At 62.0% G+C, this 24,174-nt stretch carries 29 protein-coding genes and 1 tRNA gene; 9 read left to right on the plus strand and 21 right to left on the minus strand.

The window, feature by feature from the left end; translation table 11 throughout:
* The coding region (locus tag ACEW8G_RS06590) for a protein-disulfide reductase DsbD domain-containing protein (RefSeq protein ID WP_373487640.1) at window positions 1-1,255 on the minus strand (1,255 nt) is incomplete at its 3' end.
* A gap of 136 nt (window positions 1,256-1,391) precedes the next feature.
* On the opposite strand from ACEW8G_RS06590, the gene ACEW8G_RS06595 reads away from it, so the two are divergent.
* Complete coding sequence (locus tag ACEW8G_RS06595; protein ID WP_373487641.1) at window positions 1,392-2,456, plus strand: CNNM domain-containing protein; 1,065 nt, start codon at window positions 1,392-1,394, stop codon at window positions 2,454-2,456.
* Here ACEW8G_RS06595 and ACEW8G_RS06600 read toward each other — a convergent pair whose 3' ends face one another.
* The 6 genes from ACEW8G_RS06600 to ACEW8G_RS06625 all read right to left on the minus strand — a co-directional run bounded on the left by ACEW8G_RS06600 (window position 2,457) and on the right by ACEW8G_RS06625 (window position 10,597).
* Complete coding sequence (locus tag ACEW8G_RS06600; protein WP_373487642.1) at window positions 2,457-3,407, minus strand: right-handed parallel beta-helix repeat-containing protein; 951 nt, start codon at window positions 3,405-3,407, stop codon at window positions 2,457-2,459. It abuts the gene before it with no gap.
* Between the two features lie 68 nt (window positions 3,408-3,475).
* On the minus strand, window positions 3,476-4,750 hold the full coding sequence (locus tag ACEW8G_RS06605; protein WP_373487643.1) for a cation:proton antiporter: 1,275 nt from the start codon (window positions 4,748-4,750) through the stop codon (window positions 3,476-3,478).
* Window positions 4,751-4,843: 93 nt separating this feature from the next.
* Window positions 4,844-7,453: a methionine synthase gene (gene metH / locus ACEW8G_RS06610; protein ID WP_373487644.1), complete on the minus strand. Its 2,610-nt coding sequence runs from the start codon at window positions 7,451-7,453 to the stop codon at window positions 4,844-4,846.
* Between the two features lie 140 nt (window positions 7,454-7,593).
* Window positions 7,594-8,640, minus strand: a complete 1,047-nt coding sequence (locus ACEW8G_RS06615) for a homocysteine S-methyltransferase family protein (RefSeq protein WP_373487645.1) — start codon at window positions 8,638-8,640, stop codon at window positions 7,594-7,596.
* Window positions 8,637-9,590 carry a methylenetetrahydrofolate reductase gene (gene metF, locus ACEW8G_RS06620; RefSeq protein WP_373487646.1) on the minus strand — a complete coding sequence of 318 codons (954 nt, stop codon included), beginning with the start codon at window positions 9,588-9,590 and terminating at the stop codon, window positions 8,637-8,639. The genes ACEW8G_RS06615 and metF overlap by 4 nt, the downstream gene beginning before the upstream one ends.
* Window positions 9,587-10,597, minus strand: a complete 1,011-nt coding sequence (locus ACEW8G_RS06625) for an ArsR/SmtB family transcription factor (protein ID WP_373487647.1) — start codon at window positions 10,595-10,597, stop codon at window positions 9,587-9,589. Before ACEW8G_RS06625 ends, metF begins: the two co-directional genes overlap by 4 nt.
* A gap of 231 nt (window positions 10,598-10,828) precedes the next feature.
* Between ACEW8G_RS06625 and ACEW8G_RS06630 the strand changes: the two genes are divergently transcribed.
* From ACEW8G_RS06630 to ACEW8G_RS06640, 3 genes are all read left to right on the plus strand, one after another.
* The gene (locus ACEW8G_RS06630) at window positions 10,829-11,167 is read left to right on the plus strand and encodes a hypothetical protein (protein WP_373487648.1); all 339 of its coding nucleotides are present in this window, start codon (window positions 10,829-10,831) and stop codon (window positions 11,165-11,167) included.
* A 2-nt stretch (window positions 11,168-11,169) separates the two neighbouring features.
* On the plus strand, window positions 11,170-11,406 hold the full coding sequence (locus tag ACEW8G_RS06635; RefSeq protein ID WP_373487649.1) for a hypothetical protein: 237 nt from the start codon (window positions 11,170-11,172) through the stop codon (window positions 11,404-11,406).
* Window positions 11,407-11,470: 64 nt separating this feature from the next.
* Window positions 11,471-12,271 (plus strand): tryptophan 2,3-dioxygenase, encoded by an 801-nt coding sequence (locus tag ACEW8G_RS06640; protein WP_373487650.1) that lies wholly within the window; start codon window positions 11,471-11,473, stop codon window positions 12,269-12,271.
* 104 nt (window positions 12,272-12,375) lie between these two features.
* Here the strand turns inward: ACEW8G_RS06640 and ACEW8G_RS06645 are convergent.
* The 3 genes from ACEW8G_RS06645 to ACEW8G_RS06655 all read right to left on the minus strand — a co-directional run bounded on the left by ACEW8G_RS06645 (window position 12,376) and on the right by ACEW8G_RS06655 (window position 14,650).
* Window positions 12,376-12,451 (minus strand) — tRNA-Thr (locus tag ACEW8G_RS06645).
* 31 nt (window positions 12,452-12,482) lie between these two features.
* A complete protein-coding gene (locus ACEW8G_RS06650) occupies window positions 12,483-13,364 on the minus strand; it encodes a hypothetical protein (protein WP_373487651.1) in 882 nt (293 codons plus the stop codon).
* Window positions 13,365-13,366: 2 nt separating this feature from the next.
* Entirely contained in the window at window positions 13,367-14,650 is a 1,284-nt protein-coding gene (locus tag ACEW8G_RS06655) for a serine hydrolase domain-containing protein (RefSeq protein WP_373487652.1), read from the minus strand.
* Between the two features lie 216 nt (window positions 14,651-14,866).
* On the opposite strand from ACEW8G_RS06655, the gene ACEW8G_RS06660 reads away from it, so the two are divergent.
* Complete coding sequence (locus ACEW8G_RS06660) at window positions 14,867-15,154, plus strand: BrnT family toxin (protein WP_373487653.1); 288 nt, start codon at window positions 14,867-14,869, stop codon at window positions 15,152-15,154.
* A gap of 34 nt (window positions 15,155-15,188) precedes the next feature.
* Window positions 15,189-15,434 (plus strand): hypothetical protein, encoded by a 246-nt coding sequence (locus tag ACEW8G_RS06665; RefSeq protein ID WP_373487654.1) that lies wholly within the window; start codon window positions 15,189-15,191, stop codon window positions 15,432-15,434.
* Here the strand turns inward: ACEW8G_RS06665 and ACEW8G_RS06670 are convergent.
* The 11 genes from ACEW8G_RS06670 to ACEW8G_RS06720 form a co-directional block, all read right to left on the minus strand.
* Window positions 15,431-16,747: a replication-associated recombination protein A gene (locus ACEW8G_RS06670; RefSeq protein WP_373487655.1), complete on the minus strand. Its 1,317-nt coding sequence runs from the start codon at window positions 16,745-16,747 to the stop codon at window positions 15,431-15,433. The genes ACEW8G_RS06665 and ACEW8G_RS06670 overlap by 4 nt on opposite strands.
* A gap of 90 nt (window positions 16,748-16,837) precedes the next feature.
* Complete coding sequence (locus ACEW8G_RS06675) at window positions 16,838-17,077, minus strand: hypothetical protein (RefSeq protein ID WP_373487656.1); 240 nt, start codon at window positions 17,075-17,077, stop codon at window positions 16,838-16,840.
* Window positions 17,078-17,124: 47 nt separating this feature from the next.
* Window positions 17,125-17,391: a hypothetical protein gene (locus ACEW8G_RS06680; protein ID WP_373487657.1), complete on the minus strand. Its 267-nt coding sequence runs from the start codon at window positions 17,389-17,391 to the stop codon at window positions 17,125-17,127.
* Between the two features lie 12 nt (window positions 17,392-17,403).
* On the minus strand, window positions 17,404-17,664 hold the full coding sequence (locus ACEW8G_RS06685; RefSeq protein ID WP_373487658.1) for a hypothetical protein: 261 nt from the start codon (window positions 17,662-17,664) through the stop codon (window positions 17,404-17,406).
* A gap of 22 nt (window positions 17,665-17,686) precedes the next feature.
* On the minus strand, window positions 17,687-17,953 hold the full coding sequence (locus tag ACEW8G_RS06690; protein ID WP_373487659.1) for a hypothetical protein: 267 nt from the start codon (window positions 17,951-17,953) through the stop codon (window positions 17,687-17,689).
* 45 nt (window positions 17,954-17,998) lie between these two features.
* A complete protein-coding gene (locus ACEW8G_RS06695; RefSeq protein WP_373487660.1) occupies window positions 17,999-18,322 on the minus strand; it encodes a hypothetical protein in 324 nt (107 codons plus the stop codon).
* The gene (locus ACEW8G_RS06700) at window positions 18,322-18,642 is read right to left on the minus strand and encodes a hypothetical protein (protein ID WP_373487661.1); all 321 of its coding nucleotides are present in this window, start codon (window positions 18,640-18,642) and stop codon (window positions 18,322-18,324) included. Before ACEW8G_RS06700 ends, ACEW8G_RS06695 begins: the two co-directional genes overlap by 1 nt.
* Window positions 18,643-18,675: 33 nt before the next feature.
* Complete coding sequence (pspC, locus tag ACEW8G_RS06705) at window positions 18,676-19,077, minus strand: envelope stress response membrane protein PspC (RefSeq protein WP_373487662.1); 402 nt, start codon at window positions 19,075-19,077, stop codon at window positions 18,676-18,678.
* Window positions 19,074-19,376 carry an envelope stress response membrane protein PspB gene (gene pspB / locus ACEW8G_RS06710; protein WP_373487663.1) on the minus strand — a complete coding sequence of 101 codons (303 nt, stop codon included), beginning with the start codon at window positions 19,374-19,376 and terminating at the stop codon, window positions 19,074-19,076. Before pspB ends, pspC begins: the two co-directional genes overlap by 4 nt.
* A gap of 4 nt (window positions 19,377-19,380) precedes the next feature.
* Window positions 19,381-20,067, minus strand: a complete 687-nt coding sequence (gene pspA, locus ACEW8G_RS06715; RefSeq protein ID WP_373487664.1) for a phage shock protein PspA — start codon at window positions 20,065-20,067, stop codon at window positions 19,381-19,383.
* A 125-nt stretch (window positions 20,068-20,192) separates the two neighbouring features.
* Window positions 20,193-20,393 (minus strand): hypothetical protein, encoded by a 201-nt coding sequence (locus ACEW8G_RS06720; RefSeq protein WP_373487665.1) that lies wholly within the window; start codon window positions 20,391-20,393, stop codon window positions 20,193-20,195.
* Between the two features lie 163 nt (window positions 20,394-20,556).
* On the opposite strand from ACEW8G_RS06720, the gene pspF reads away from it, so the two are divergent.
* The 3 genes from pspF to nusA all read left to right on the plus strand — a co-directional run bounded on the left by pspF (window position 20,557) and on the right by nusA (window position 24,016).
* The gene (gene pspF / locus ACEW8G_RS06725) at window positions 20,557-21,609 is read left to right on the plus strand and encodes a phage shock protein operon transcriptional activator (protein ID WP_373487666.1); all 1,053 of its coding nucleotides are present in this window, start codon (window positions 20,557-20,559) and stop codon (window positions 21,607-21,609) included.
* 182 nt (window positions 21,610-21,791) lie between these two features.
* Window positions 21,792-22,379 (plus strand): ribosome maturation protein RimP, encoded by a 588-nt coding sequence (gene rimP, locus ACEW8G_RS06730; protein WP_373487667.1) that lies wholly within the window; start codon window positions 21,792-21,794, stop codon window positions 22,377-22,379.
* 5 nt (window positions 22,380-22,384) lie between these two features.
* Window positions 22,385-24,016, plus strand: a complete 1,632-nt coding sequence (gene nusA / locus ACEW8G_RS06735) for a transcription termination factor NusA (RefSeq protein ID WP_373487668.1) — start codon at window positions 22,385-22,387, stop codon at window positions 24,014-24,016.
* Window positions 24,017-24,174: the final 158 nt, after the last annotated feature.

Below are 24,174 nucleotides of genomic sequence, written 5' to 3' on the forward strand. Positions count from 1 at the left end.
CCGTGCCGCTTTTGGCTGCGAGACCGCCGCCCAGCGACACGCTGCCGAATTCGAACAATCCGGCGAGGTTGAAGGCGATCGCGGTGACCAGCAGCAGCAGCGCGATAATGATGCGCGGGTCCTGCAGCTGGAAGGCCCAGCCGATCTGCTCGCCGCCTGCGCGCAGCGCCAGCAACAGCGCGCCTAGCGCCGCGCACACCAGCACGATCCCTGCCGTATAGGCTAAAGCATCGCGGCGCGCGCTGCGTTCGTCACCGCCCGCTTTGGCGAGGCTGATCGCCTTGAGGCTGAGGATCGGGAACACGCACGGCATGATGTTGAGCAGCAGCCCGCCCAGCAGCGCGCCACCCAGCGCGGCGAGCAGCAGCGTGAGCGTGCCCTCGCTCGCTGTGTCAGCGCCGCCAGCAATCAACTCCCCGCCTGGCGCAACAATGCCGGGGGTGGCGGTGAGATCAAGCCCGAGATGATCGCCGATCCTGATGATGCCGGTGAGCTCAGCAGGCGCAGCGCCATTCGCGCGCGTTTCGACAATCAGCCGGTCGCCATCGCGATAGAATGTCTGCGGGGCAATGTAATCGACCAGCGGATGCGTGCGCGCGAAGAAATAGGGCGAGTCGATGGCCCCGTCGGCGGGATATGGGATGGCGATGCGCAGCGTCTCGCCATCGACCGCAAAGGTCGCCTGTGACCCCAAGGGCGCGGGCAGCCGCGCACGCCACCCATCGAACTTTTCGCGGGTGGCAGGCGTAATCGTGCCATCGCCAACGGTTATGCTGGTGGTCAGCACCGCGCTTTCGGGCACGCAGATCTCATCGGTGCATGCCAGCCAGTCGGCCTTGACCGATATCGGCAGGCGGGTGCCGGGGGCCAGCGCCGGATCGAGGCTGAGCGCCACCAAAGGCGCGTGCGGGCCTTCGTAGACATGGTTCATCAGCCCCGCGATGATCAGCGTCTCGGGCACCGGATAACGCAGCGGCCCGGCGGTCACGCCCTTGGGCAGGGTCCATGCGAGCGTCATGCCCAGCCCGGCATCGCCCGGATTCTCCCAATATCCGTGCCAGGTCGGCTTGGGGGTCATGGCAAAGGCGAGGTCAACGCTGCTGCCCGCCGCGGGCCCTGCGCTCTCGGTGACCAATACAGCGGTGATGTTGTTCGGGCGATTGGCAAGCTGCGGCTGGGCGACGCCGGGCACAGCCGCCAGCCCCAACAGGCACAGCATTGCCGCGATCACCGCCTGAAATGTCCACACTCTCATGACATGCCGATGTAGTGGCTTTATCGCCATCCGCCAATGGTGAGGTGCGGTTTGCGTGAAGCGCATAGCCTCCAGCCTTGCGGACCGACCAGCTCAGCCCTAAAGACAAAGCCTTCCCCAACTATTTGGCCATTTCATGACCCTGTTGTTTATCTATGTGGGCGCGGCGCTCAGCGTATCGTTCCTGTGCTCGCTGCTTGAGGCATCGCTGCTCACCATCACGCCTTCGGCTATCCAGACCGGCAAGACCAAGGGCGCGCGCTGGGCGGAAGGGCTGGATTCTCTGAAGCGCAACGTTGATCGTCCGCTGGCGGCGATCCTGACGCTGAACACCGTCGCGCACACGATGGGCGCAGCGGGCGCGGGCGCGGAATATGCGCGGTTGTTCGGCAATTCCACCCAGGCGCTGTTTGCCGCCGCGCTGACCGTTGCGGTGCTGATCCTCACCGAAATTATCCCCAAGACCATTGGCGCGCGTTATGCACTCACGCTCGCGCCGTTTGTTGCGCGCGTCCTGCCGGTGCTGATCCTGCTGCTGGCGCCTTTGGTGTGGTTCTCGCAGCAGCTCACCCGGCTGATCACCTTCGGTCAGGCAGCGCACGCCCCACGCCACCGTGAGGAGCTGATGGCGGTTGCGCGCATGGGCAGCGATTCGGGCCAGCTGCACAAGCAGGAAAGCGAAGTGCTGCACAATCTGCTGCAGCTGAGCCAGGTGAAGACCTGGGACATCATGACCCCGCGCACCGTGGTGTTCTCACTGCCGCTCACCACCCGGCTTGATGAGTTTGTGCCCAGGGTGCGCAACAAGCCGTTCACCCGCATCCCGATGTTCGAGTCTGACCCGGCTGACATCAAGGGTTTCGTCATCAAGGGCGAGGTGCTGATGCACATGATCGAGGCAAAGCCCGATGAGGTGGCCGGGCTTCAACAGCTGATGCGCCCGATCAGCAGCACGCTCGGGACCGTGTCTGTCGACCGGCTGTTCCAGCGCTTCATTGAAGAAAACCACCACATCATGTTGGTGGTTGACGAATATGGCTCAGCGCTGGGCATCGTGACGCTGGAAGATGTGGTCGAGACGATCTTCGGCTTCGAGATCATCGATGAGGTCGACAAGGTGCCCGACATGCAGGCCTATGCCCGCCAGCTGTGGAAGGTGCGGGCTGAACGCATCGGGATCGAGCCAGCTGACGCGGCCTGATCAGCGTTGCTGGTAAGCGGTCAGGCCTTTGCCTAGACGGTTCTCGCCCAGCTGGATCTGCTCGCGGCTCCAGTTGGCGACGAACCAAGTGTTGCGTGATACCCCAGGGGCGATGGTCGCGCTGTTGCTGTGCACCTGCAGACCCGCCGAGCTGTGCTGACGGTTTTCAGGCGCTACCGCGATGAACGCCGACCAGTTTTCCTTGTTCTTGCCCTGCACGAAGACGTTGCGGGCAATCTCGCCGCTGGCACCGGCAGGCAGATCGATCATGTAGTTCGTGCCGTTGCCGTTGCTGTCGTCAAAGCTTGAATCGGTGATCGAGACGCGCGCCGAACGGCTCTTGACATAATGCCCGCCCTGGCCGCGCTCGAAGCGCGAGCGGGTGACGGTGAGCGCGCCATAATTGCCGATATAGATCGAGTGGGCGCAATCTGAATCGCACAGGCCAAGGCCCGAAAAACTGCTCTTGTCGATGATGATGCGGCTGCCGGTATCATCGGCGGTCAGAATGCCCTGCTGGCTGTCACGAAACAGGCTGTTGACCACGGTCAGGTCGCCCTGTTCAAGCCGAATGCCCGCTCCGTTTTCATCCGGCACCTTGATGTTCTGGAACACCAGCCCTTCGACCCGCGCGCCGCGCCCGCGCAGCACGAGCGTCGCCTTGTCTTCGCACACCCCGCCGTCAAAGATCGCGGTGCCCGGTGTGATCGCGCGAAAGGTGATGCTTCCCTCTTCCTGCACCACGCAGTCGCGCCAGGTGCCCGGCTGCACCTCGATGGTGCCGTTGCCGCCACCGATCCGCGCCACCACTTCGGCGAGCGAGCCGAACGATTGGCCGGTCTCGGCGAGCCGGTACGGCATAGGTCGGTCTTGGGATCGATTTTGCGCGGCGAGTGGCAAGGTGACACTGGCGATCAGTGCGACGAACAGGGCGGGGCGGAACTTTTGCATGATTTGGTCGATATCACTGCAATGAAAAAAATGCGCGCGCTTAGAGCGTTGACGGGAGCGCTGTCCCGTCACGGCACGGTTGGCGGCTCGGGCGTAACCGGTGCCTGTGCGCGCTCCCTGCGCCCATAGACCAGATCGAACAGCGGCGATGCCATGAAGGTGGTGACAATCGCCATGATCACCAGCATCGAGAACAATGCGGGGCCGATGATGCCGCGTTGCAGGCCGATGTTGATGATGATCAGCTCCATCATGCCGCGCGCGTTCATTAGTGCGCCGATGGCCATGGCGGTCGCATTGTCCTGTCCGGCAAGCCGGGCTGCGGCATAGCAGGCGACCCCCTTGGCCAGGATCGAGGCTGCCAGAATTCCCATCGCAATCGCCAGCAGCTCGGCATTGTTGACCACGGTCAGCTGGGTGTTGAGGCCCGAATAGACGAAGAACATGGGGATTAGCAGCACCATAATGATCGGCTCAAGCTGGCGCTGCACATCATTGGCGAGCATTCCGCGCGGCATGCAGATGCCCAGTATAAAGCCGCCCAGCACCGCGTGGATGCCGATATAATCCATCGCAAAGGCGGCGAGCATGAACAGCACCAGCACGGCGGCGAGCATGCTGTGCGTCACCTTGCCATCGCGCTCCGCAATGCGCCCGAGCGGCGCGAGCAGCCTTCGTCCGAAGGTGAACATAAACCCGGCAAAGGCAGCGCCGCCGACGATTGCCTTGATCGCGACCCCCGGCCCGTCGCCAAAGCTCGCCAGCACGATCGCCAGCACCGTCCACGCTGCAGCATCGTCAATCGCGCCGGCGGACAGCGTCAGGCTGCCCAGCCGGGTATCGGTCAACCCGCGCTCATCGATGATGCGCGCTAGCATGGGAAAGGCGGTGATGGCGATGCATGCGCCAAGGAACAGCGTCGCCTGAAACTGGTTGACGTCGCTGGCAAACAGCCCGGGCACGGTCTGAAGCAGCGGTGCCAGGAACACGGCGACCGCAAACGGCACCGCCATGCCTGCGAACGACACCGCCGCAGCGCTGCCGATCTGTGCCCTGAAATGATCGGACCTGAAACCCAGCCCGACCAGAAACATGTAAAGCCCCACGCCCAGCTGGGCAAAGACGAACAGCACGTTCTTGGTTTCATTGGGGAACAGCGCGGCCTGTAGATCGGGCAGAAAATAGCCGAACAATGATGGCCCCAGCACCACCCCGGCGATCATCTCGCCCACCACCTGCGGCTGGCCCAACCAACGGCGCACGCAATAGCCCACCACCCGGCAAGTGGCGATAATCAGCGCCACCTGTGCAAAGAAATAGGCGCTGAGTTCCGGTGGTGTCACAAGCCAAGGCCCCCAAGGGGCCAGCACAGCTTATGGATGTGCGTGGCCCAAGGGGATGTTGCGGTTTACCGCGCGGGAGTCAATCGCCGTGGATCAATCCAGATTGGGACGCAGCCAGCGCCGGGCGATATCGATATCGACCCCGCGCCGCTGAGCATAATCGGTGACCTGATCCTCGCCGATGCGCGCGACGCCGAAATATTGACTATCGGGGTGGCCGAAGTAAAAGCCGCTGACCGCTGCGGTGGGCAGCATCGCAAAGCTCTCGGTCAGCGTGATGCCGGTGGCGTCGGTGGCCTTGAGCATCTCGAACAGCACCGGCTTCTGGCTGTGGTCGGGGCAGGCGGGATAGCCCGGCGCGGGGCGGATGCCGCGATATTGCTCCTTGATCAAGGCTTCGTTGGTCAGCTGCTCGCCTTCCGCATAGCCCCACAAGGTGGTGCGCACATACTGGTGCAGCCGCTCGTCAAACGCCTCGGCCAGCCGGTCGGCGAGCGCCTTGAGCAGAATATCGTTATAGTCGTCGTGGCTCGCCTTGAAGCGTTCGAGCTGCGCCTCGATGCCGTGGCCTGCGGTCACCGCAAAGCCACCGATCCAGTCGCCGGCCGGATCGATGAAATCCGCCAGACACATGTTGGCACGGCCCTCGCGCTTGGCGACCTGCTGGCGCAGGAAGGGCATTCTAATCTCCTCGCCGTCCGCGTGGATGAAGACATCGTCGCCATCGCGCTGGCACGGCCACAGCCCTGCCACGCCCTTGGCGGTCAGCCATTTCTCGGCAATGATCTGGTCGAGTATCGCATTGGCATCGGCGAACAACGAAGCCGCGCTTTCGCCGACCACATCGTCGGTGAGGATCGCCGGATAATTGCCCGCCAGCTCCCACGCACGGAAGAACGGCGTCCAGTCGATCAGTTCGCGCAAGTCCGCCAGATGCCAGTCCTCGAACACATGCAATCCGGGCTGCTTGGGGACGGGCGGCTTCTGCGCCATATCGGCGACAAAGCCGTTGGCGCGCGCGACATCGAGCGGTGACAGCTCGTTCTGCCCCTTGTTGGCGCGGGCCAGACGCACCGCCTCATATTCTTCTGCCACCTTGAGCACGAAGGGGTCGCGGTTGGTCTGGCTGACCAGATTGGAGGCGACGCCCACCGCGCGGCTGGCATCAAGCACGTGGACCACGGGGCCTGTATACGCGGGCGCAATGCGCAGCGCGGTGTGCACCTTGGATGTCGTTGCTCCGCCGATCAGCAGCGGCATGGTCATTCCCGCCTTCTGCATTTCCTCGGCCACCGTCACCATCTCGTCGAGCGACGGGGTGATCAGGCCTGACAGGCCGATGATGTCCGCGTTGTTGTCGTTCGCGGCCTTGATGATATCGTGCCAGGCGACCATCACGCCCAGATCGACGACCTCATAGCCGTTGCACTGCAACACGACCCCGACGATGTTTTTGCCGATGTCATGCACATCGCCCTTCACCGTCGCCATGATGATGCGGCCCTTGCCCTTGGCATTGGGGTCTTTCTCGGCCTCGATATACGGGAACAGATGCGCGACGGCTTTTTTCATGACGCGCGCGGATTTCACCACCTGCGGCAGGAACATCTTGCCCTCGCCGAACAGGTCGCCGACGACGTTCATGCCATCCATAAGCGGGCCTTCGATGACCTCAATCGGCCGGGTCGATTGCAGCCGGGCTTCCTCGGTATCCTCGACGATATGCGCGTCGATGCCCTTGACCAAAGCATATTCCAGCCGCTTGGTCACCGGCCAGCCGCGCCATTCGGCGGCCTGTTTTTCGGCGCGTTCGTCCTTGCCGCGAAAGCCTTCGGCCAAGGTGATCAGCCGCTCGGTCGAATCCTCTCGCCGGTCCCAGATGACGTCTTCGCAGGCTTCGCGCAGCTCGGGGTTGATGTCGTCGTAAATGTCGAGCTGGCCGGCATTGACGATGCCCATGTCCATGCCCGCCTTGATTGCATGATACAGGAATACGCTGTGCATCGCGCGGCGCACCGGTTCGTTGCCGCGAAAGCTGAACGACAGGTTGGAAACGCCGCCCGATATATGCACATGCGGGCAGCGCTGCTTGATTTCGCGGCAGGCCTCGATGAAATCGATGGCATAGCGGCGGTGCTCATCAATACCGGTGGCGACCGCGAAAATATTGGGGTCGAAGATGATGTCCTCGGGCGGAAAGCCGTTCGCGGTGAGCAGTTTGTAGGCGCGCTCGCAAATCTCGACCTTGCGCTGCTTGGTGTCGGCCTGGCCGACCTCGTCGAACGCCATGACTACGACGGCAGCGCCATAATCCATGCAGATGCGCGCGTGGCGCAGGAACTCTTCCTCGCCTTCCTTCATGCTGATCGAATTGACGATGGGCTTGCCCGACACGCATTTCAGGCCTGCCTCGATCACCGACCATTTCGACGAATCGATCATGAACGGGACGCGGGCAATGTCTGGCTCTGCGGCGATGAGCTTGAGGAAGCGGGTCATCGCGGCGTGCGCGTCGAGCAGGCCTTCGTCCATGTTGATATCAACAATCTGCGCGCCGTTCTCGACCTGCTGGCGCGCGACATCGACCGCTTCTTCGTAGCGATCTTCCATGATCAGCTTCTTGAACTTGGCGGAACCGGTGACGTTGGTGCGCTCGCCGATGTTGACGAACTGGGCGGTTGATTGGGCGGGGGGTTGGGTCATGTTATCTTCTCAAAATCCTCCCCCTGCGGGGGAGGGGAACCATGCGCAGCATGGTGGAGGGGTGTCGCGTTATCGAGGGGGTGATACCCCTCCGTCTCGCCGTCGGCGATCCACCTCCCCTTGCAGGGGAGGAGTAAAAATCAAGCCGCCATCGTGAATGGCTCCAGCCCGGCGAGCCGGGTCACCACCGGCGGCGTCGGAATAACGCGCGGCTCAGCATTCGCAACCGCGCGGGCAATCGCGCCGATGTGCGCGGGGGTCGTGCCACAGCAGCCACCGACGATGTTGATCAGCCCGTCGCGCAGCCACACCTCGATCAGCTCGGCAGTATGCTCGGGCAGTTCGTCATATTCGCCCAGATCGTTGGGCAACCCGGCATTGGGGTAGGCCATGACCAAAGTGTCTGCCTGACGAGCCAGCGCCGCCAGATGCGGACGCAGCAAATCAGCACCGAACGAGCAGTTGAGCCCGATGGTCAGCGGCTTGATATGCCGCACCGCGTGCCAGAATGCCTCGACCGTGTGGCCCGAAAGGTTGCGCCCGGCCATGTCGGTGATGGTCATCGAAATCATCAGCGGCACCTCGCGCCCGGCGGCGGTGGCCGCATCGCGCGCAGCCATTGCGGCGGCCTTTGCATTCAGCGTATCGAAGATCGTTTCGATCAGAATGAAATCGACCCCGCCGTCGACCAAAGCGTCGCACTGCTCGCGATAAACATCGCGCATCATATCGAAATCGACCTCGCGATAACCCGGATCATTGACATCGGGCGACAGCGACAGCGTCTTGTTGGTGGGGCCTATGGCGCCTGCGACAAAGCGGGGTTTGCCGTCGCGCGCCTCGGCGGCATTCGCTTCCTCACGAGCGACGCGCGCCGATTCGATGTTGATCTCGCGCACCAGATGCTCGGCGCCATAATCGGCCTGGCTGATGCGGTTGGCGCTGAAGGTGTTGGTCTCGATAATGTCCGATCCTGCATCCAGATAGGCGCGGTGAATGCCTGCGATGACTGCGGGGCAGGTCAGCGCCAGAATGTCATTGTTGCCCTTCTGGTCATGCGTGAAGTCCAGGCTCCCGCGAAAATCGGCCTCGGATAGCTTCGCCGCCTGGATCGCGGTGCCATAGCCGCCGTCGAGCATCATGATGCGCGTTGCGGCGATGGACTTGAGGGTTTCGGCAGGGGTCACGCAGCATTCTCCTGAAGCGCCGGGCTGGCCGCCGCCTTGGCGCGCAGGCCGAGCAGGTGGCAGATCGCAAAGCTGAGCTCGGCGCGGTTGAGGGTGTAGAAATGGAAGTGGCGTACGCCGCCTGCATAAAGGCGGCGGCACATTTCGGCGGCCACAGTCGCGGCGACCAGCTGGCGGGTGGTCGGATGATCGTCCAGCCCCTCGAACAGGTCATTCATCCACTGCGGAATGTCGGTGCCGCAGCTTCCGGCGATCTTGCGGGTGGTCGCAACATTGGTGACCGGCAGAATGCCCGGCAGCAGCGGCGCGGTGACGCCCGCCTTGGCATAGCGATCGCGAAAGCGGAAATAGGCCTCGGGTGAGAAGAAGAACTGCGTGATTGCATGGTCCGCGCCCGCATCGATCTTGCGCTTCAGATTCTCGATATCGCTTTCGGGGCAATCGGCATCGGGGTGGGTTTCAGGATAAGCCGCCACCGATATTTCGAACGGTGCGACCTTTTTAAGGCCCGTCACCAGATCGGCGGCATTGGCATAGCCGCCCGGATGCGGGGCAAATTTTTCACCCGCGCGCGGCGGATCACCGCGCAGCGCAACAATATGGCGCACGCCTGCATTCCAGTAATTCTGGGCAATCTCGTCAATCTCGTCGCGCGTGGCATCAACGCAGGTCAGGTGTGCAGCCGCAGGGATCGCGGTTTGCGCTGCGATCCGCGCGACGGTCGCATGGGTGCGCTCGCGGGTTGATCCGCCTGCGCCGTAGGTGACCGACACAAAGCGCGGCGCGAGCGGCGCAAGCGTGGTCAGCGTGTCCCACAGGGTTTCTTCCATCTTCTCGGTCTTGGGCGGGAAGAATTCGAAGCTCACTTCAACATCGCCCGCAAGCCCCGCGAACAGGGGTGTCGCCAGCGCGTCGCGCGCTTCTTGCAACTGTTGTAACGACAAGGTCATGCGGCAGCCTTTCTGGACGATTCGAGCGTTGACGTTGAGCGGCGCGGAAGCACATGCGGGCTGGCCGCGCGCACCCCGATCCATATCTTGACCGTCAGCGCGCCGCCCGAAAGGCTGCGCGTTTGATCAAGTGAAAATCCGGTGGCGGAAAAATAGGCGGCAATCTGTTCATCGGAAAAGCCGAGCCGGGCATGGGCGTCGCGCTCGCGCAGGTCTTCCATGCCATGCGGCGCGAAATCGACGACGGCGATCCGCGCGCCCGGTGCGGCCACACGTCCGGCTTCGGCCACCACTGCTTCGGGGTTCTGTGCATAATGCAGCACCTGGTGCAGCAGGATCGTATCACGTGAGGCATCGGCCAGCGGTAGCGCATAAAAATCTGCCTGCACCAGATCGACCGTGCGCGGATCAAGGTGCTGCAGCTTGGCGCGTGCCAGACGCAGCATTTCAGGGCTGCGGTCAAGCGCGACGCTGTGATCGGCGGATGCAGCAAACAGCTCGATCATCCGCCCGGTTCCGGTGCCGATATCGAGCAGCCGGCCAAGCGCGCCGCCATTAATCATCTCGGCCAATGCCGCCTCAACTTCGGCTTCGGGCAGGTGCAGCGACCGGATGGCATCCCATTCACTGGCGAGGCCTGCGAAAAAGTCTGCAGCGCGCTGCTCGCGCTGCTCGCGGATCGCGACCAGCTTGCGCCTGTCATCGAGATGCTGGCTTTGCAGTGCGGCACCCAGCGCATTGTCACTGCGCAGGAAACGGTCGAGCAGCTTGGCGGCATCATCGTTGCGGCGCGACAGGGCGGGGCGCAGGAACACCCAGCTGCCCTCCTTGTGGCGTTCGGCGAGACCGGCTTCGGCCAGAATCCGCACATGGCGCGACACACGCGGCTGGCTCTGGTCGAGAACCGCTGCCAGTTCGCCGACCGAAAGCTCCATCACCTGCAGCAGCAGCATGATGCGCAACCGGCTGTCATCGGCCAGTGCCTTGAAGAGTAACGCCATATCCATTGGGACATCATATAAAGAAATCTTTATATGTGGTCAATCCGCGCTGTAAACTTGTCTTGGCGGGGCGTATTGAGCCACCGAAGCTCTGCCTCAAACTCTGGCCCAAACTCGCTTGGTCGCTATTCCCAACCAAAGTAGTTGCAAAGCCAAAAATCAGGCGCTAGATGCCGTCGTCCGATAGCGGGGGCTTGGCTGAAGCTTATCGGGGAGTATCGGCGGAATGTAGACCTGATGGGCTATAACCCGCCATTTAGACAAGGACGGAAGTTCAAGATGAAGAGCATTTTCTCAATCGCAGCTGTTGCTGCCGCCTCGCTTGCCCTCGCTGCTTGCAGCACTGAAAACACGAACGAAACGGCCACCGCCGAAGACACCGTGGAAGCTGCTGCAGAAGACACCATGGAAGCCACCGAAGACGCTGGCGCTGCCATTGCTGAAGGCAGTGAAGCTGCCATGGACGTTGCAGAAGACAAGATGGATGCAGCCGCTGACAAGACCGCAGCTGCCGCTGACAAGGTTGGCGATGCTGCTGACGAAGGCGTGGACGCTGCCAAGAAGGCTTCTGAATAAGCATGATCCGCTTCTTCGGAGGCGTGAACATTAATGTGGCCGTCAGCGCTTGCGCGCTGGCGGCCATGTCTTTTGGCGTGGCATCCTGCGGACCCGCCGAGCATGATCCTGGCCCCGGCGGTGTAACCGTGGGCGAGGCCGAGGCGCTCGATGAGGCCGCCGAGATGCTCGACGAGCGCAATGCTGATCCGTCCAGCGCGCCTGAATCTGCGCCCGCTTCGGCAACGCCAGACCAATAGGCGGTTACGCAAACTCGCCACGCCCGCTATCAGACCTGACGTCCAGCCTGACGCAGGAGCGCGCATGACCACTACCGCACCGCCCATGACCTACGCGCGCTATCTGGCGCTTGATCCATTGCTCGACTGCCAGCATCCGCTGTCGGGCGAGGATGACGAGATGCTGTTCATCATCATCCACCAGACCAAGGAACTGTGGCTGAAGCAGATCATCCGCGAACTGCGTCTGGTCAACCGGCTTATCGCCGGAGACAATCTGATCCCTGCCTACAAGGGGCTGGCCCGCGTCAGCCGCATCCAGGCGGTGATGACGTTGAGCTGGGACATCCTCTCGACGATGACGCCCAGCGATTACACCCGGTTTCGCGATGTGCTGGGGCCAAGCTCGGGCTTTCAGTCAGACCAGTTTCGTACGGTCGAATATCTGCTCGGCCTCAAGGACAAGGCGTTTCTGAAGTATCAGGATGACCGGCCAGACGCGCAGGCCGCAATGCAGGCTGCGCTTGAGGCACCCAGCCTGTGGGACAATGCGATCGCCGCACTCGCGAGGGCAGGTTTTGCCATTCCCGATGCGCTGCTCACGCGTGATTTTGCAAAGCCTCATGTGCCGGACACCGCTGTGGAAGACGCGTTCCTGTGCGTTTATCAGCAGCCGGAACGCTATTGGGACTTGTATCAGCTGGCTGAAAAGCTCGTCGATATCGATGATGCGATGGCGGCGTGGCGGCACAAGCATGTGCTGACCGTCGAACGGATCATCGGCATGAAACGCGGCACTGGTGGCACCGCCGGCGCGGCCTATTTGCACAGCACGGTGGGCAAGCGCGCGTTCCCTGAGCTGTGGTCCTTGCGCACCCGGCTGTAGTTAAGGGTTCAGCCAACCCGTGCGAGATTGAAAATGGTGCCGACTTTCGGACACAGTCCGAAAAATAAGAGAATCAAGCGGGAGCATTTTCGCGGAGCGAAAAATGGTGCCGCTTGTCGGAATCGAACCAACGACCTACCGCTTACAAGGCGGTTGCTCTACCAGCTGAGCTAAAGCGGCACTCTTGCACAAATGCGCGATGCCCCATGCTCTATTTGACGCCAAAGGTCCAGCCTTCCGTGCGGGCGATTATGTCATTCAGGCCCGCCGGTGCCCACAAAGGCCAATCATCCGCCACGCTGCGCAACCAAGCGGCGGTGATCAGCGCATCGGTGCTGTGGTCATCATGCCGAGCAAGCGGAGCAGGCGGCGGCGCGCCCAGCGCGGCGAGCGCCTTGGTCAACGCCTCGCCATCGCGGACCTTGCTGCGCGTCTTGCCCATGCCTGCGGCGCGCGCGGCGATGCTGGTGTAGATTTCGACGATCACCGGGCCTTTGGCGGGCAAGGGATCGAACGGCCACACCGGGATGCGGCCCTGCAACCGGTGAAGGACGCGCATCCCGGTGAGGCTCGATTTGCCGACCTGCGCCGCGCCGACCAGGTTGAAGCAACTGGCGCTGTTGGCTTGGCCGGTGGCGCGCTGGTGGCGTTCAACCGCGCGCAGCCGCCCGGTGCCCGCAGCGCCGAACCGGTCGCCAGTATCGCCCTTGCCATGACGAAAATATCGCCGTGCCTCGGCGTGCTGGACAAAGCCGCTCGCGCCAAGGTGCAGGTCATCCGCGCACAGGCCGTCGACCATCGCCCAAAGCGCACGTGCATCGGATGGGCTGTCGCACCAGCCAGGGAAATAGGCGCCAGCATCGATGAACGGAAATGTGGGTGACAGGTCGAAGCCAATCAGCATGTCGGTGCCCGCATCGGCATGCGCGATCAGCCAGTCGAGCGCGGCCTGCCGCGACCAGCCGCCCTGCGGGCGATGCAACGCAGGGCGTGCGCCCGGATGATCCGCGATGGTCGCCAGCGCCAGTCCCTTGGGCCGCGCCACCGCCTGCCCCGACCAGTCGAAGCACGCATAATTCGCAAACCGTCGCATGTTTATTCGCCCACGGCCTCCACGACGGCGGCAGTGAACCTGGCGATATCGAACTGGTCGCTGGCGCTATCATAGCCGCGCCGCACGATCAGCAGATCGCGGCTGGGAATGATCACCAGATGCTGGCCGCGATTGCCCAGCGCCGCAAACGCATCTGAGGGCACGCCCTCGCTTTTGTTGAGCAGCCAGAAACTGGCACCATAGCCGAATGGAGAGCCTTCGGGCTGCACATTGATGGGGCTAGAAACATAATCGCGCCAGCCTTCGGGCAGCAGCCGCTTGCCGTCCCATAGGCCATTGTTGAGATACAACTGCCCCATGCGCGCCATGTCGCGCGCGGTGGTCCACACCTGGCTGGAGAGGATATAGTCGCCCTGCCAGTCGGTTTCCGCCCAGGTACGTGTCATGCCCAGCGCATCGAACATGTCGTGCGGGTGGACATCGGGCGCGGCATCGCGCGCGGCCATGGCAGCGAGCAGGCTGTCGTTGTTGGCATAGCGAAATTTGTCGCCCGGTGTGTGCAGCAAAGGCCATTGTGTCGCCCACTGGCGCACCGCCCCGCCGCCGAGATAGACCGCATCGGTGCGGTTGCCCGCCGTGTCGCTGGTCAGCCCGCTGACCATGCGCAGCAGATCATCGAGCGTGATGCCGAGGCGCGGATCGCCCGGCTTGTCCCATGCCTTGATGATCGATTCGGGGAATGTGTGACCCTTTTGCGAGACATAGCCGATGTAGGTTGCGGTCATCGACTTGGCGACCGACCAGGTGCGCTGCGCGGTGTGCATGTCATGCCCGGGCTTGTAGCGCTCCTGCACAATCCGGCCCTTGTGCACCACCAGCACCGCGCTGGTTTTGCCGCCGAATGCTTTGGCCTCGAACGCGCTTTCAACCAGCGTATCAAACGGCGTGATCATCATGATCCGCGGATCGCTGGCATTGGCATCGCCTATCGGCCAGGCGCGCTCGTCAAGCGCACCTGCTGCCAGCCGTACGAACGGCGGCGTGCCCTCACCAAAGCCATCGTCGCGCCAGCCGATGGGCATCGCGGTGCAGCCGGTGTTGGGGTTGTGGAGAGCGACACGCGGCGGCATGTCATCGGCAAACATGACGCTGACACTGCGCGCCTTTGCGTCAATATCCGGGTCGAGCGTCGGCACGATGGCGGCGATGTGCGGATAGATGCCGGTCAACTCATCGGCCTCAATATTGGCCAGCGTCTTGCCGCCATTCCACAGCCCCGAACAGATGAACTGCGCCTTGTATCCTGCGGCCTCGGCGCGGTCCATGCGGCTCGGCTCGGCAGTCTGTCCACAATCTATGCACGAGTTTTCAACAAGCTGTGCACGATCCATGCGAGAGAAAACTTTAGGTGTTGTCTGCTGAGCAGGAGCGGGCGTGCTAATCAGCGACAGAGTCAGAGCCACACAGGCGAAAATGTTGCCATGAATGTGACGGCGATAGGGTAGCGGCATATTGCAAAACTCCTGATCCAGCGGGGCGTTATGGAATTTGAATGGGACGAAGCCAAGCGGTTGATCAATCTGGAAAAGCACGGGATCGATTTCCTGGATGTCGGCGATGTCTGGAAACGCATGCGACTTGATCAGTACACGATCGAATCGAGACACGGAGAACGCCGAATTACCACGATCGGTACGATAGGCCATGACGAGCGTATTGTTGCTGTGGTATATATGAGGCGAAAAGGCATCACGCGGAGCATCTCGTTGAGGCGAGCAAGGCGATATGAGCGAAAAGATTACCAGGATGAGTTTGGACGCGGCACCTGAGACGTCGCTCACCGATTGGGCAAGGCTGGCTGCCATGACCGAAGAAGATATCGAACGCGCTATCGCTGATGACCCTGATTGGGCTGCATTCAATGATATATCTGATGATCAGAAACGCGCCGGATTTCTTTTGGTTTGCGGCCACGATGAACAGTGGCGCTGGGTGCTGCGTGATGCATCGGGCACTGTAGTCGGCCAGAGCACGCATGGATTTCGCTTCAAGGGTGATGCCATTGGAGCGGTGAAGGTCCTGTTCGAGAGCATCTCCAAAGCCGCTTAGCGGCGCGTATCCCGCAACCCCTCCCACCCCCGCATCCGCTCGGCGATGCGGGCTTCGAAGCCGCGTTCGACCGGCTGGTAAAAGTGGTGCGGTGGCATGTCATCGGGCCAATAGTTCGACCCTGAAAAACCCTCGGCGCGGTCATGATCATAGGCGTAGTCCTTGCCATAGCCGATGTCTTTCATCAGCTTGGTCGGCGCGTTCAGGATGTTGCTGGGCGGCATCAGCGATCCGGTTTCGCGCGCGCTTGCCCATGCCGCTTTCTGCGCCTTATAGGCGGCGTTCGATTTAGGCGCGGTGGCGCAATACAGGCAAGCATGCACGATCGCGAGTTCGCCTTCGGGCGAGCCCAGAAAGCTGTAGGCATCCTTGGCAGCGAGGCACTGGACGAGCGCCTGCGGATCAGCAAGTCCAATGTCTTCGCTGGCAAAACGGGTGATGCGGCGCAGCACGTAGAGCGGCTCCTCGCCCGCCACCAGCATCCGCGCCAGATAATAGAGCGATGCCTGCGGGTCCGATCCGCGCATCGCCTTGTGCAGCGCCGAAATGAGATTGTAGTGGCCCTCGCGGTCCTTGTCATACACCGGCATCCGCCGCTGCAGCAGTGCCGCCAGTCCCGCCGGGTCGAGCGGCGCATCAATGGTCACCGATAGCAAGGTTTCGACCTGATTGAGCAGGAAGCGCCCGTCGCCATCAGCCGACGCGATCAACGCGGCGCGCGCATTGTCGTCAAGCGGCAGCGTACGACCGGTCAATGTTTCCGCGCGCGCGATCAGTTCACCCAGTGCGGGTTCATCGAGGCGGCGCAAGATCATAACCTGCGCGCGGCTGAGCAATGCGGCGTTGAGTTCAAACGAGGGGTTTTCCGTCGTCGCCCCGACCAGCACCACCGTGCCGCGTTCGACATAGGGCAAAAAACCATCTTGCTGCGCGCGGTTGAAGCGGTGGATTTCGTCCACGAACAACAGCGTCTTTTGTCCGGCGCCGCCCATCCGTTCGGCGTCGGCGAACACTTTTTTGAGGTCCGCGACGCCCGAGAACACCGCCGAGATCGCAACAAAGCGCATTCCCGTTGCAGCACCCAGCAGCCGCGCCATACTGGTCTTGCCGGTGCCGGGCGGCCCCCACAGGATAATCGACGAGAGCCGGTTCGCCGCCACCATCCGCCCTATGGCACCATCGGGCCCGGTCAGATGATTCTGGCCGATGATCTCGCTCAATGACGCGGGACGCAGCCTGTCGGCCAGCGGCGCGGTGTCGGCTGCGGCAGGTTCGGGGGTGTCGGGAAGCGTGTCATTGAACAGGTCGGCCATGTCGGGACGGTAGACCCTGCGATGCCGGAGCGAAAGGTCGGCGTGTATGCGAAGAAAGTGGGTCAATAACCGGATCGGCCGGTTCTTGTGCTAGAGTTCTACCCCTGCCGCAATTGCCTCTAGCTTGCGGATGCGTTCTTTCAGGTCGGCGATTTCGATGCGCGATGTTGTCGACGGCGATCCTCCACCGGGGCTGCGGCCATGCGTATCGATCTCGTGGCGCTTGAACGCCAGCCACTCGCGCCAACCGCGCAGGACAGTGGCTGAGATCAGCGCGATGGCCAGCAGGGCCGTCATCGCCAGGGTGAGATACAGATATGCGCTTTCCATGAGTTGTCCCTTTACGGCCCCCGCCGCCCGGTTGAGGTTCGCGCCGCCTAACGGTCGCGCAGTTTTTCGATTTCCAAGTTCAAATCGCTGGTCTGGCGCTGGTCGGTGATCACACGCTCGAGCACCTGGACGCGCTCCTTGAGCGTACGCACCTCATCGCGCAGTCGTGCGGCGTCCGGATTATCGCGCGCCGCAACCCGCTCGTTGCCATTCTCGTCTTCGACAATGCCATGCTGCGCGCGATACCGCGCCTTGAGCACATTTGCGATCATGACGATCAGCACGATGCCAATAACCATTTCAAACGGGTTCATAAGTCGGTCCCTTTAGTTGAGCGGTGACTTGCGCAGGTCCTCAATCTGGCGCGCCAGATCATCGCCATTGCGGCCATCGGTGATGATGCGCTCAAGCGTGCGCACGCGCTGTTCGAGCCGCTCGTCCATCGCCGGTTTTTCCATCGCGCGCGCCTTGGCGATCTCCAGTTCAAGGTTGAGCGCCTTGCGCTGGTGGTTGGTCCAGATCGCGAGCCCACCGAGCATGAACGGTGCCAAGGGGATCAGCGCATAAAGAAATCCCATATCGAACATATAAATCCCCTTTTGTTTGCGGTCAGTTCAACGGCGCGTCGCGCAGGTCTTCGATCTCCCGGGCAAGGTCGCCACGGCGATCGGTGATGATCCGCTCGAGTGTGCGCATGCGCTGTTCAAGCCGTTCGGTCTGCGCAGCATAGCGCGCGGCTTTCTCGGCCGTCTCGCGGGTCAAGATATCGAGCTGCTTTTCCTTGAACTTCAGGTGGCGCTCGTAGACCGCTCCAATCGTGCCGAGGACGATGGCCAGTGTTAGGTATGCAAGCAAGATGGTGATCCATTCGGGCATTTTGCATTTCCTCCTTCCGTTGGTCGGCGCGCGAGTCGCTTCCTGTCAATTCGTGCGCGTATCGCGCAAAGCCTCGATCTCGTGGGTCAGCCGGTGCGCGTCATCGGTGACGATGCGTTCGACATTGCCCAGCCGGTCCTTGATCGAGCCCAGTTCGGCGCGCAGCTGTGCGTTTTCCTGGCTCAGCAGCTTGATCCGCTCGACCGATTCCTGATCGGTCTTGGGATAGACCGGCTTGCCCCAGCTGTTCTCCAGCGGATAACCGTTCCTGATCCGCATCCAGGTTGTGAGTACCCAGCCGACCGTAATCGCGATAAACGGCAATGCCAGTGCCGGAGCAATCGCTTCGATGATGGCAAGCTTTTCCATTATGCGCGGTCCTTCTCAATTCTCAGGCGATCTATTTCGTCGGCCAATCTGCTGCTGGAGCTGTTGGCGTCGGTCGCGATGCGTTCCAGCACCGCGATACGTTCTTCCAAACGTCCGATCTTGCCGGTTAAATGCTCGTTTTCATTGGTGAGCAGCGATATTTTTCGATCAGCGTCCGGATCGCTTCGTTCAATGACCTTGCCGGTCCATTGATCTTCGAGCGGATAACCATGTTTGGCGCGGATCCAGGTCGTGATGACCCAGGCCCCCATCGACAGCATGATGATCGTAAGGACAAAACCCGGTCCACCCCAGCTCATGATTGTCTCCTGAAAACCCTATTGTTGGGCCTGTCAGCGCAGGCTTTCGATCTCGTCGGCCAGCCGCGTGTTCTTGGCGGTGTAGAAAAGCTCGACATCGGCCAGGCGGCGGTCGATCTCGCGGAAGCGCGCCTTCACATCACGCGCCGTACGGGCAGGTGACTGGCGCACGCCCTGCCAGAACTTCTGGTCCTGAACATCGGTGTACAGGTGCGCCGGCTTTTTCTCGGCAAACATTCCGAGCAGGAAATAGGCGACCAGCGTCCAGCCGGTCATCAGCGTCACCAGCACCGCGGCAACGCGCACCCAGAGCACATCGATGCCGGTATAGTCGGCGATGCCGGCGCACACGCCCATAAACTTGCCGTTCTGCTTGTCGCGATAGAATTTTGTCTTGCGCGCGGTCGGCTCGTCATATTTGTTCAAGCGGCTCATTTCCTCACCCTTTCTTTCAGCAGGCGCTCAACTTGTTCCAGGCCGTAATCGTCCTGATCATCCGCACTGGTGAGCCGCGCCGGGCGCCAGTCGGGGTTGTCGGCAGAGATGATCCGCTCGACGGTGTCCATGCGGTCATCCAGCCGGCGCGCCATGGCGTGCAGCTCTTCGAGCAGATTTTCGTCTGAACTGGTCAGTGTGGCCGCTGTCTTCCATTTGGTAATGTAGTGGAACACGATCCAGGGCAGGCCGATGAAGAGCATGCCGACGACGAAAATGGGGACGAGAATGTCTTCCATCGGATCAGCCCTCCTTCTTCATGGCGGCCTTCATGGCTTCCAGTTCTTCGTCAACCTTGTCGCTGTCAGCCAGCGCGGCGAACTCGTCGTCCAAATTACGCTGGCCGAGCACCTTGCGTTCATCTTCGGCCAGGCCCAACGCATCAGCGCGGCCCTCGGCCATATCGACGCGGCGTTCGAGCAGGTCGAAGCGGCTGAAAGCTTCGCGGACCTTGTCACCATTGTACATGGTGCGCAGCTTGACGCGGTTCTCGGCGCTTTCCAGGCGACCCATGATGCTGTTCTGGCGCATCCGTGCCTCGCGCAGCTTGGCCTGCAGCTTGGCGATATCCTGTTCAGACGCGCGCAGCGCATCGTCCAGCACGTTGATCTCGACATTCAGCTGATCGGCCATATCGGCGGCTTTCTTCTTTTCAAGCAGCGCGGCGCGGGCCAGATCTTCGCGGTTCTTTGACAGCGCGAGCTCAGCCTTTTCGGTCCAGTCAGCCTGCAGCTGGTCGAGCTTGGCAACGTGGCGCTTCATTTCCTTCTGGTCGGCGATGGTGCGCGCGGCAGACGCGCGGACCTCGACCAGCGTCTCTTCCATCTCGAGAATGATCATGCGGATCATCTTGGCCGGGTCTTCGGCCTTGTCGAGCAGCTCGGTGACGTTGGCGGCGATGATGTCGCGGGTGCGAGAGAAAATTCCCATGGCGAAAACTCCGTTTGGTGGCTGAGTTGAATGGACCTGCATCAACTTTACCCCCTTTTGCGCGATTGGTGAATAAGATTGGCCGGGACGGGGCAAGGGGGGGGTAAGCGTCCCGGCCAAATCCGTCAGGCAAGATACCCGACGGAAACGAGGGTGCCAGCATCCGCGCCGCTGTGGGCGGGGGAGGCGACGGCCTCCATGCTGGCGAAAGAGGTGACAAACAGCGTCGAGATCAACAGCAGCGCGGAAACCGTGGTCAACATCGCGGACTTGAGGACGGTGCCCTCATCAGCGGACTGGCTTTGCGTATCGGCGGCATTGTGCATGATCGTGTCTCCATAGAACCGCGCTGTGTCGGTAATGTCTTGAACACTGCAGAACCCGTGCCAATTGGAAAAATATCGCGATTACAACGGGTTGAGAAAATTTAAGCCGCGATCTGTTGGTTTGAATTGCCATGTGTTGGGATTTTGCACTATCTCTTGGTGCATGGAGCGGGGCAATCAATTCATCGGCGAATCCGGCGCCTTTCTGGATGCGGTGGAGCGCGCCAGCCGCGCCGCCATGCTCAACCGTCCCGTACTGGTGATCGGCGAGCGCGGCACCGGCAAGGAGCTGATCGCCGAGCGTCTGCACCGCCTGTCCTCGCGCTGGGATGGTCCGCTGATCACGCTCAATTGCGCGGCGCTCCCTGAAACGCTGATCGAGGCTGAACTGTTCGGGCATGAGGCCGGCGCCTTCACCGGCGCGACCCGCGCGCGGCAGGGCCGGTTTGAGGAGGCCGATGGCGGCACCTTGTTTCTCGACGAGCTGGCGACGCTGAGCTCTGCCGCGCAGGAGCGGTTGCTGCGCGCGGTCGAATATGGCGAGGTGACGCGGATCGGCTCATCGCGATCGATCAAGGTCGATGTGCGGATTGTCGCGGCCACCAACGAGCATCTGCCCGAGCTGGTCGATCAGGGACGGTTCCGCGCCGATCTGCTCGACCGGCTGTCGTTCGAAGTGGTCACGTTGCCACCATTGCGCGTGCGCGAGGGCGATGTGATGGTGCTCGCCGATTTTTTCGGACGGCGCATGGCGGCAGAGCTCGACTGGCCCGAGTGGCCGGGCTTTGGCGCGATGGCGACCGAGGCGATGAAGCGCCACAGCTGGCCGGGCAACGTGCGCGAACTGCGCAATGTCGTCGAGCGCGCGGTCTATCGCTGGGATGACCATGACCGGTCGGTTGATCATATCGTATTCGATCCGTTCGAATCGCCGTGGAAGCCGCAGTCGCGCAAAAAGCCGTCAACCGCCCAATCGCCGTGCGACGAGGTGATTGATGCTGCGCTGTCCGATTCGGGCGTGCGGGCATCGCTCAACCAGCAGGTGAACTTCGACGATGTCGACGATCTGCGCGGCGCGGTCGATGCACATGAAAAGCGCATCCTGCAGGCCGCGCTCGCCCGCCACCGCTACAACCAGCGCCAGACCGCCAAGGCACTGGGGTTAAGCTACGACCAGCTGCGCCACTGCCTGAAAAAGCATGATCTGCTGGGGTAGCACACCGGATCGCCGTCATGCAGGGCGCAGGCGCGTTGGCGCTTGCCTTCTGCCGATGATCAGCCTATATGGCTGCCAATCCCGACATGATTGAAAAAGCATAAGGGGCTGGCGCCAGACGGGGCCGGCGCGGATTGCTTGTTCGTTTTTGTCGCGCATAAAACATCACAGGATAATTCCGTTTGGTTGACCTTGCCGCCGTATCTGCGCTGATCGAGCCCGAAGCCAATGCACTTGGTTTCGATCTCGTGCGCGTGCAGATGTTCGGTCCGGCGGACGACCGCACGCTGCAGGTGATGGCCGAGCGGCCCGACACCGGCCAGCTCAACATCGATGATTGCGCGTCGCTCTCGCGGCGGATTTCGGATGTGTTCGACGCACTCGAAGAGGCAGGCAACGATCCGGTACCTGGCGCCTACCGGCTTGAGGTCAGCTCGCCGGGCATCGACCGCCCGCTGACCCGGCTGAAAGACTTTGCCAACTGGCTGGGGCATGAGGCGCGGCTGGTGCCGGTCGAGTCCGTCGCCGGGCGCAAGCAGTTGACTGGCATATTGGAAAGCGTCGATGGCGAAGTCATCTCGCTCACCGACAAGAAGACCGGGCTGGTCACTGTGCCGTTTTCTGCTCTAATCAGCGCGCGGCTGATGCTGACCAACAAATTGATCGCCGCCACTCGCCCGCTTGACACCAGCGGTGCAGATGACATCGAAGACTCTGGCGACATTGAAGATTTTGAAGACACCGACGCACTCGAAGAACAGGAAGACTGACACTCATGGCCAGCGCCATTTCCGCCAACAAGGCAGAGCTTCTCGCCATCGCCAATGCGGTGGCCACCGAAAAGATGATCGACAAATCCATCGTGCTGGAAGCGATGGAAGAGGCGATCCAGCGCGCGGCGCGGGCGCGCTATGGCGCGGAAAACGACATCCGTGCCAAGCTCGATGGCAACACCGGTGATCTGCGTTTGTGGCGCGTGGTTGAGGTGGTCGAGACGGTCGAGGATTATTTCAAGCAGGTCGATGTCAAGGCCGCGCAAAAGCTGCAGCCGGGCGCGGTGCTGGGCGACTTCATCGTCGATCCGCTGCCCGCCGTCGACCTTGGCCGCATCGATGCGCAGGCCGCCAAACAGGTGATCTTCCAGAAGGTCCGCGATGCCGAGCGCGAGCGTCAGCATGAAGAGTTCAAGGACCGTGTCGGCGAGATCATCACCGGTGTCGTGAAATCGGTGGAATTCGGCCATGTTATCGTCAATCTTGGCCGCGCCGAAGGCGTGATCCGCCGCGAACAGCAGATCCCGCGCGAGGTTGCCCGCGTCGGCGACCGCATCCGCGCGATCATTCTCAACGTCCGCCGCGAAAACCGTGGGCCGCAGATTTTCTTGAGCCGCGCGCACCCTGATTTCATGCGCAAGCTGTTCGAACTCGAAGTGCCCGAAATTTACGACGGCATCATCCAGATTAAGGCCGCCGCGCGCGATCCGGGCAGCCGCGCCAAGATCGGCGTGATCAGCTATGACAGCTCGATTGACCCGGTCGGCGCGTGCGTCGGCATGAAGGGCAGCCGCGTTCAGGCGGTCGTGCAGGAAATGCAGGGCGAAAAGATCGACATCATTCCCTGGTCGGAAGACACCGCGACCTTCGTGGTCAACGCGCTCCAGCCCGCCACGGTCAGCCGCGTGGTGATCGACGAGGAAGAAAGCCGCATTGAGGTTGTCGTTCCCGATGACCAGCTGTCGCTTGCCATCGGCCGCCGGGGCCAGAACGTGCGGCTTGCGAGCCAGCTCACCGGTTCGGCGATCGACATCATGACCGAGGCTGAATCGAGCGAGAAACGCCAGAAGGAATTCACCGAACGCTCCGAGCTGTTCCAGAACGAGCTGGATGTCGATGAAACGCTCTCGCAACTGCTGGTGGCCGAAGGCTTCAGCGAGCTTGAGGAAGTCGCTTACGTGTCGCCCGACGAGCTGTCGGGCATCGAGGGCTTTGACGAAGAACTCGCCGCCGAGCTGCAGAACCGCGCCCAGGAAGCGCTTGATCGCCGCGAGGAAGCGGCCCGCGAAGAGCGCCGCGCGCTGGGTGTCGAGGATGCGCTGGCCGAGCTGCCGCACCTCACCGAAGCGATGCTGGTGACTTTGGGCAAGGCGGGCATCAAGACGCTCGACGATCTGGCTGACCTTGCCACCGATGAGCTGATCGCCAAGAAGCGCGTCGAACAGCGACGCCGCGATACCTCGACCGCAACCAAGCGGCCCGAGGACAAGGGTGGCGTGCTGGCGGTCTATGCCTTGAGCGAGGAACAGGGCAACGAGATCATCATGGCGGCGCGCGCGCACTGGTTCGAGGACGAGGACACGGGCGCAGAGCCGAATGTTGGGGAGGACGCGCATGCGGAAACCCCACAATGACACGGCCAATGATCTAGCCACTCCGGCAACCGCCGCTTCTGATGAGGCAGGCGACGGCGCAGTGCGTCGTTGCATCCTGACCGGCGAGCGCGAGGACCGTGCGCAGCTGATCCGTCTGGCGATCGGGCCGGATGGCATCGTGGCACCCGATGTCCGCG

Origin of the sequence: Blastomonas sp. (assembly GCF_041747255.1) — a bacterium.
Taxonomy (GTDB): Bacteria; Pseudomonadota; Alphaproteobacteria; order Sphingomonadales; family Sphingomonadaceae; genus Blastomonas.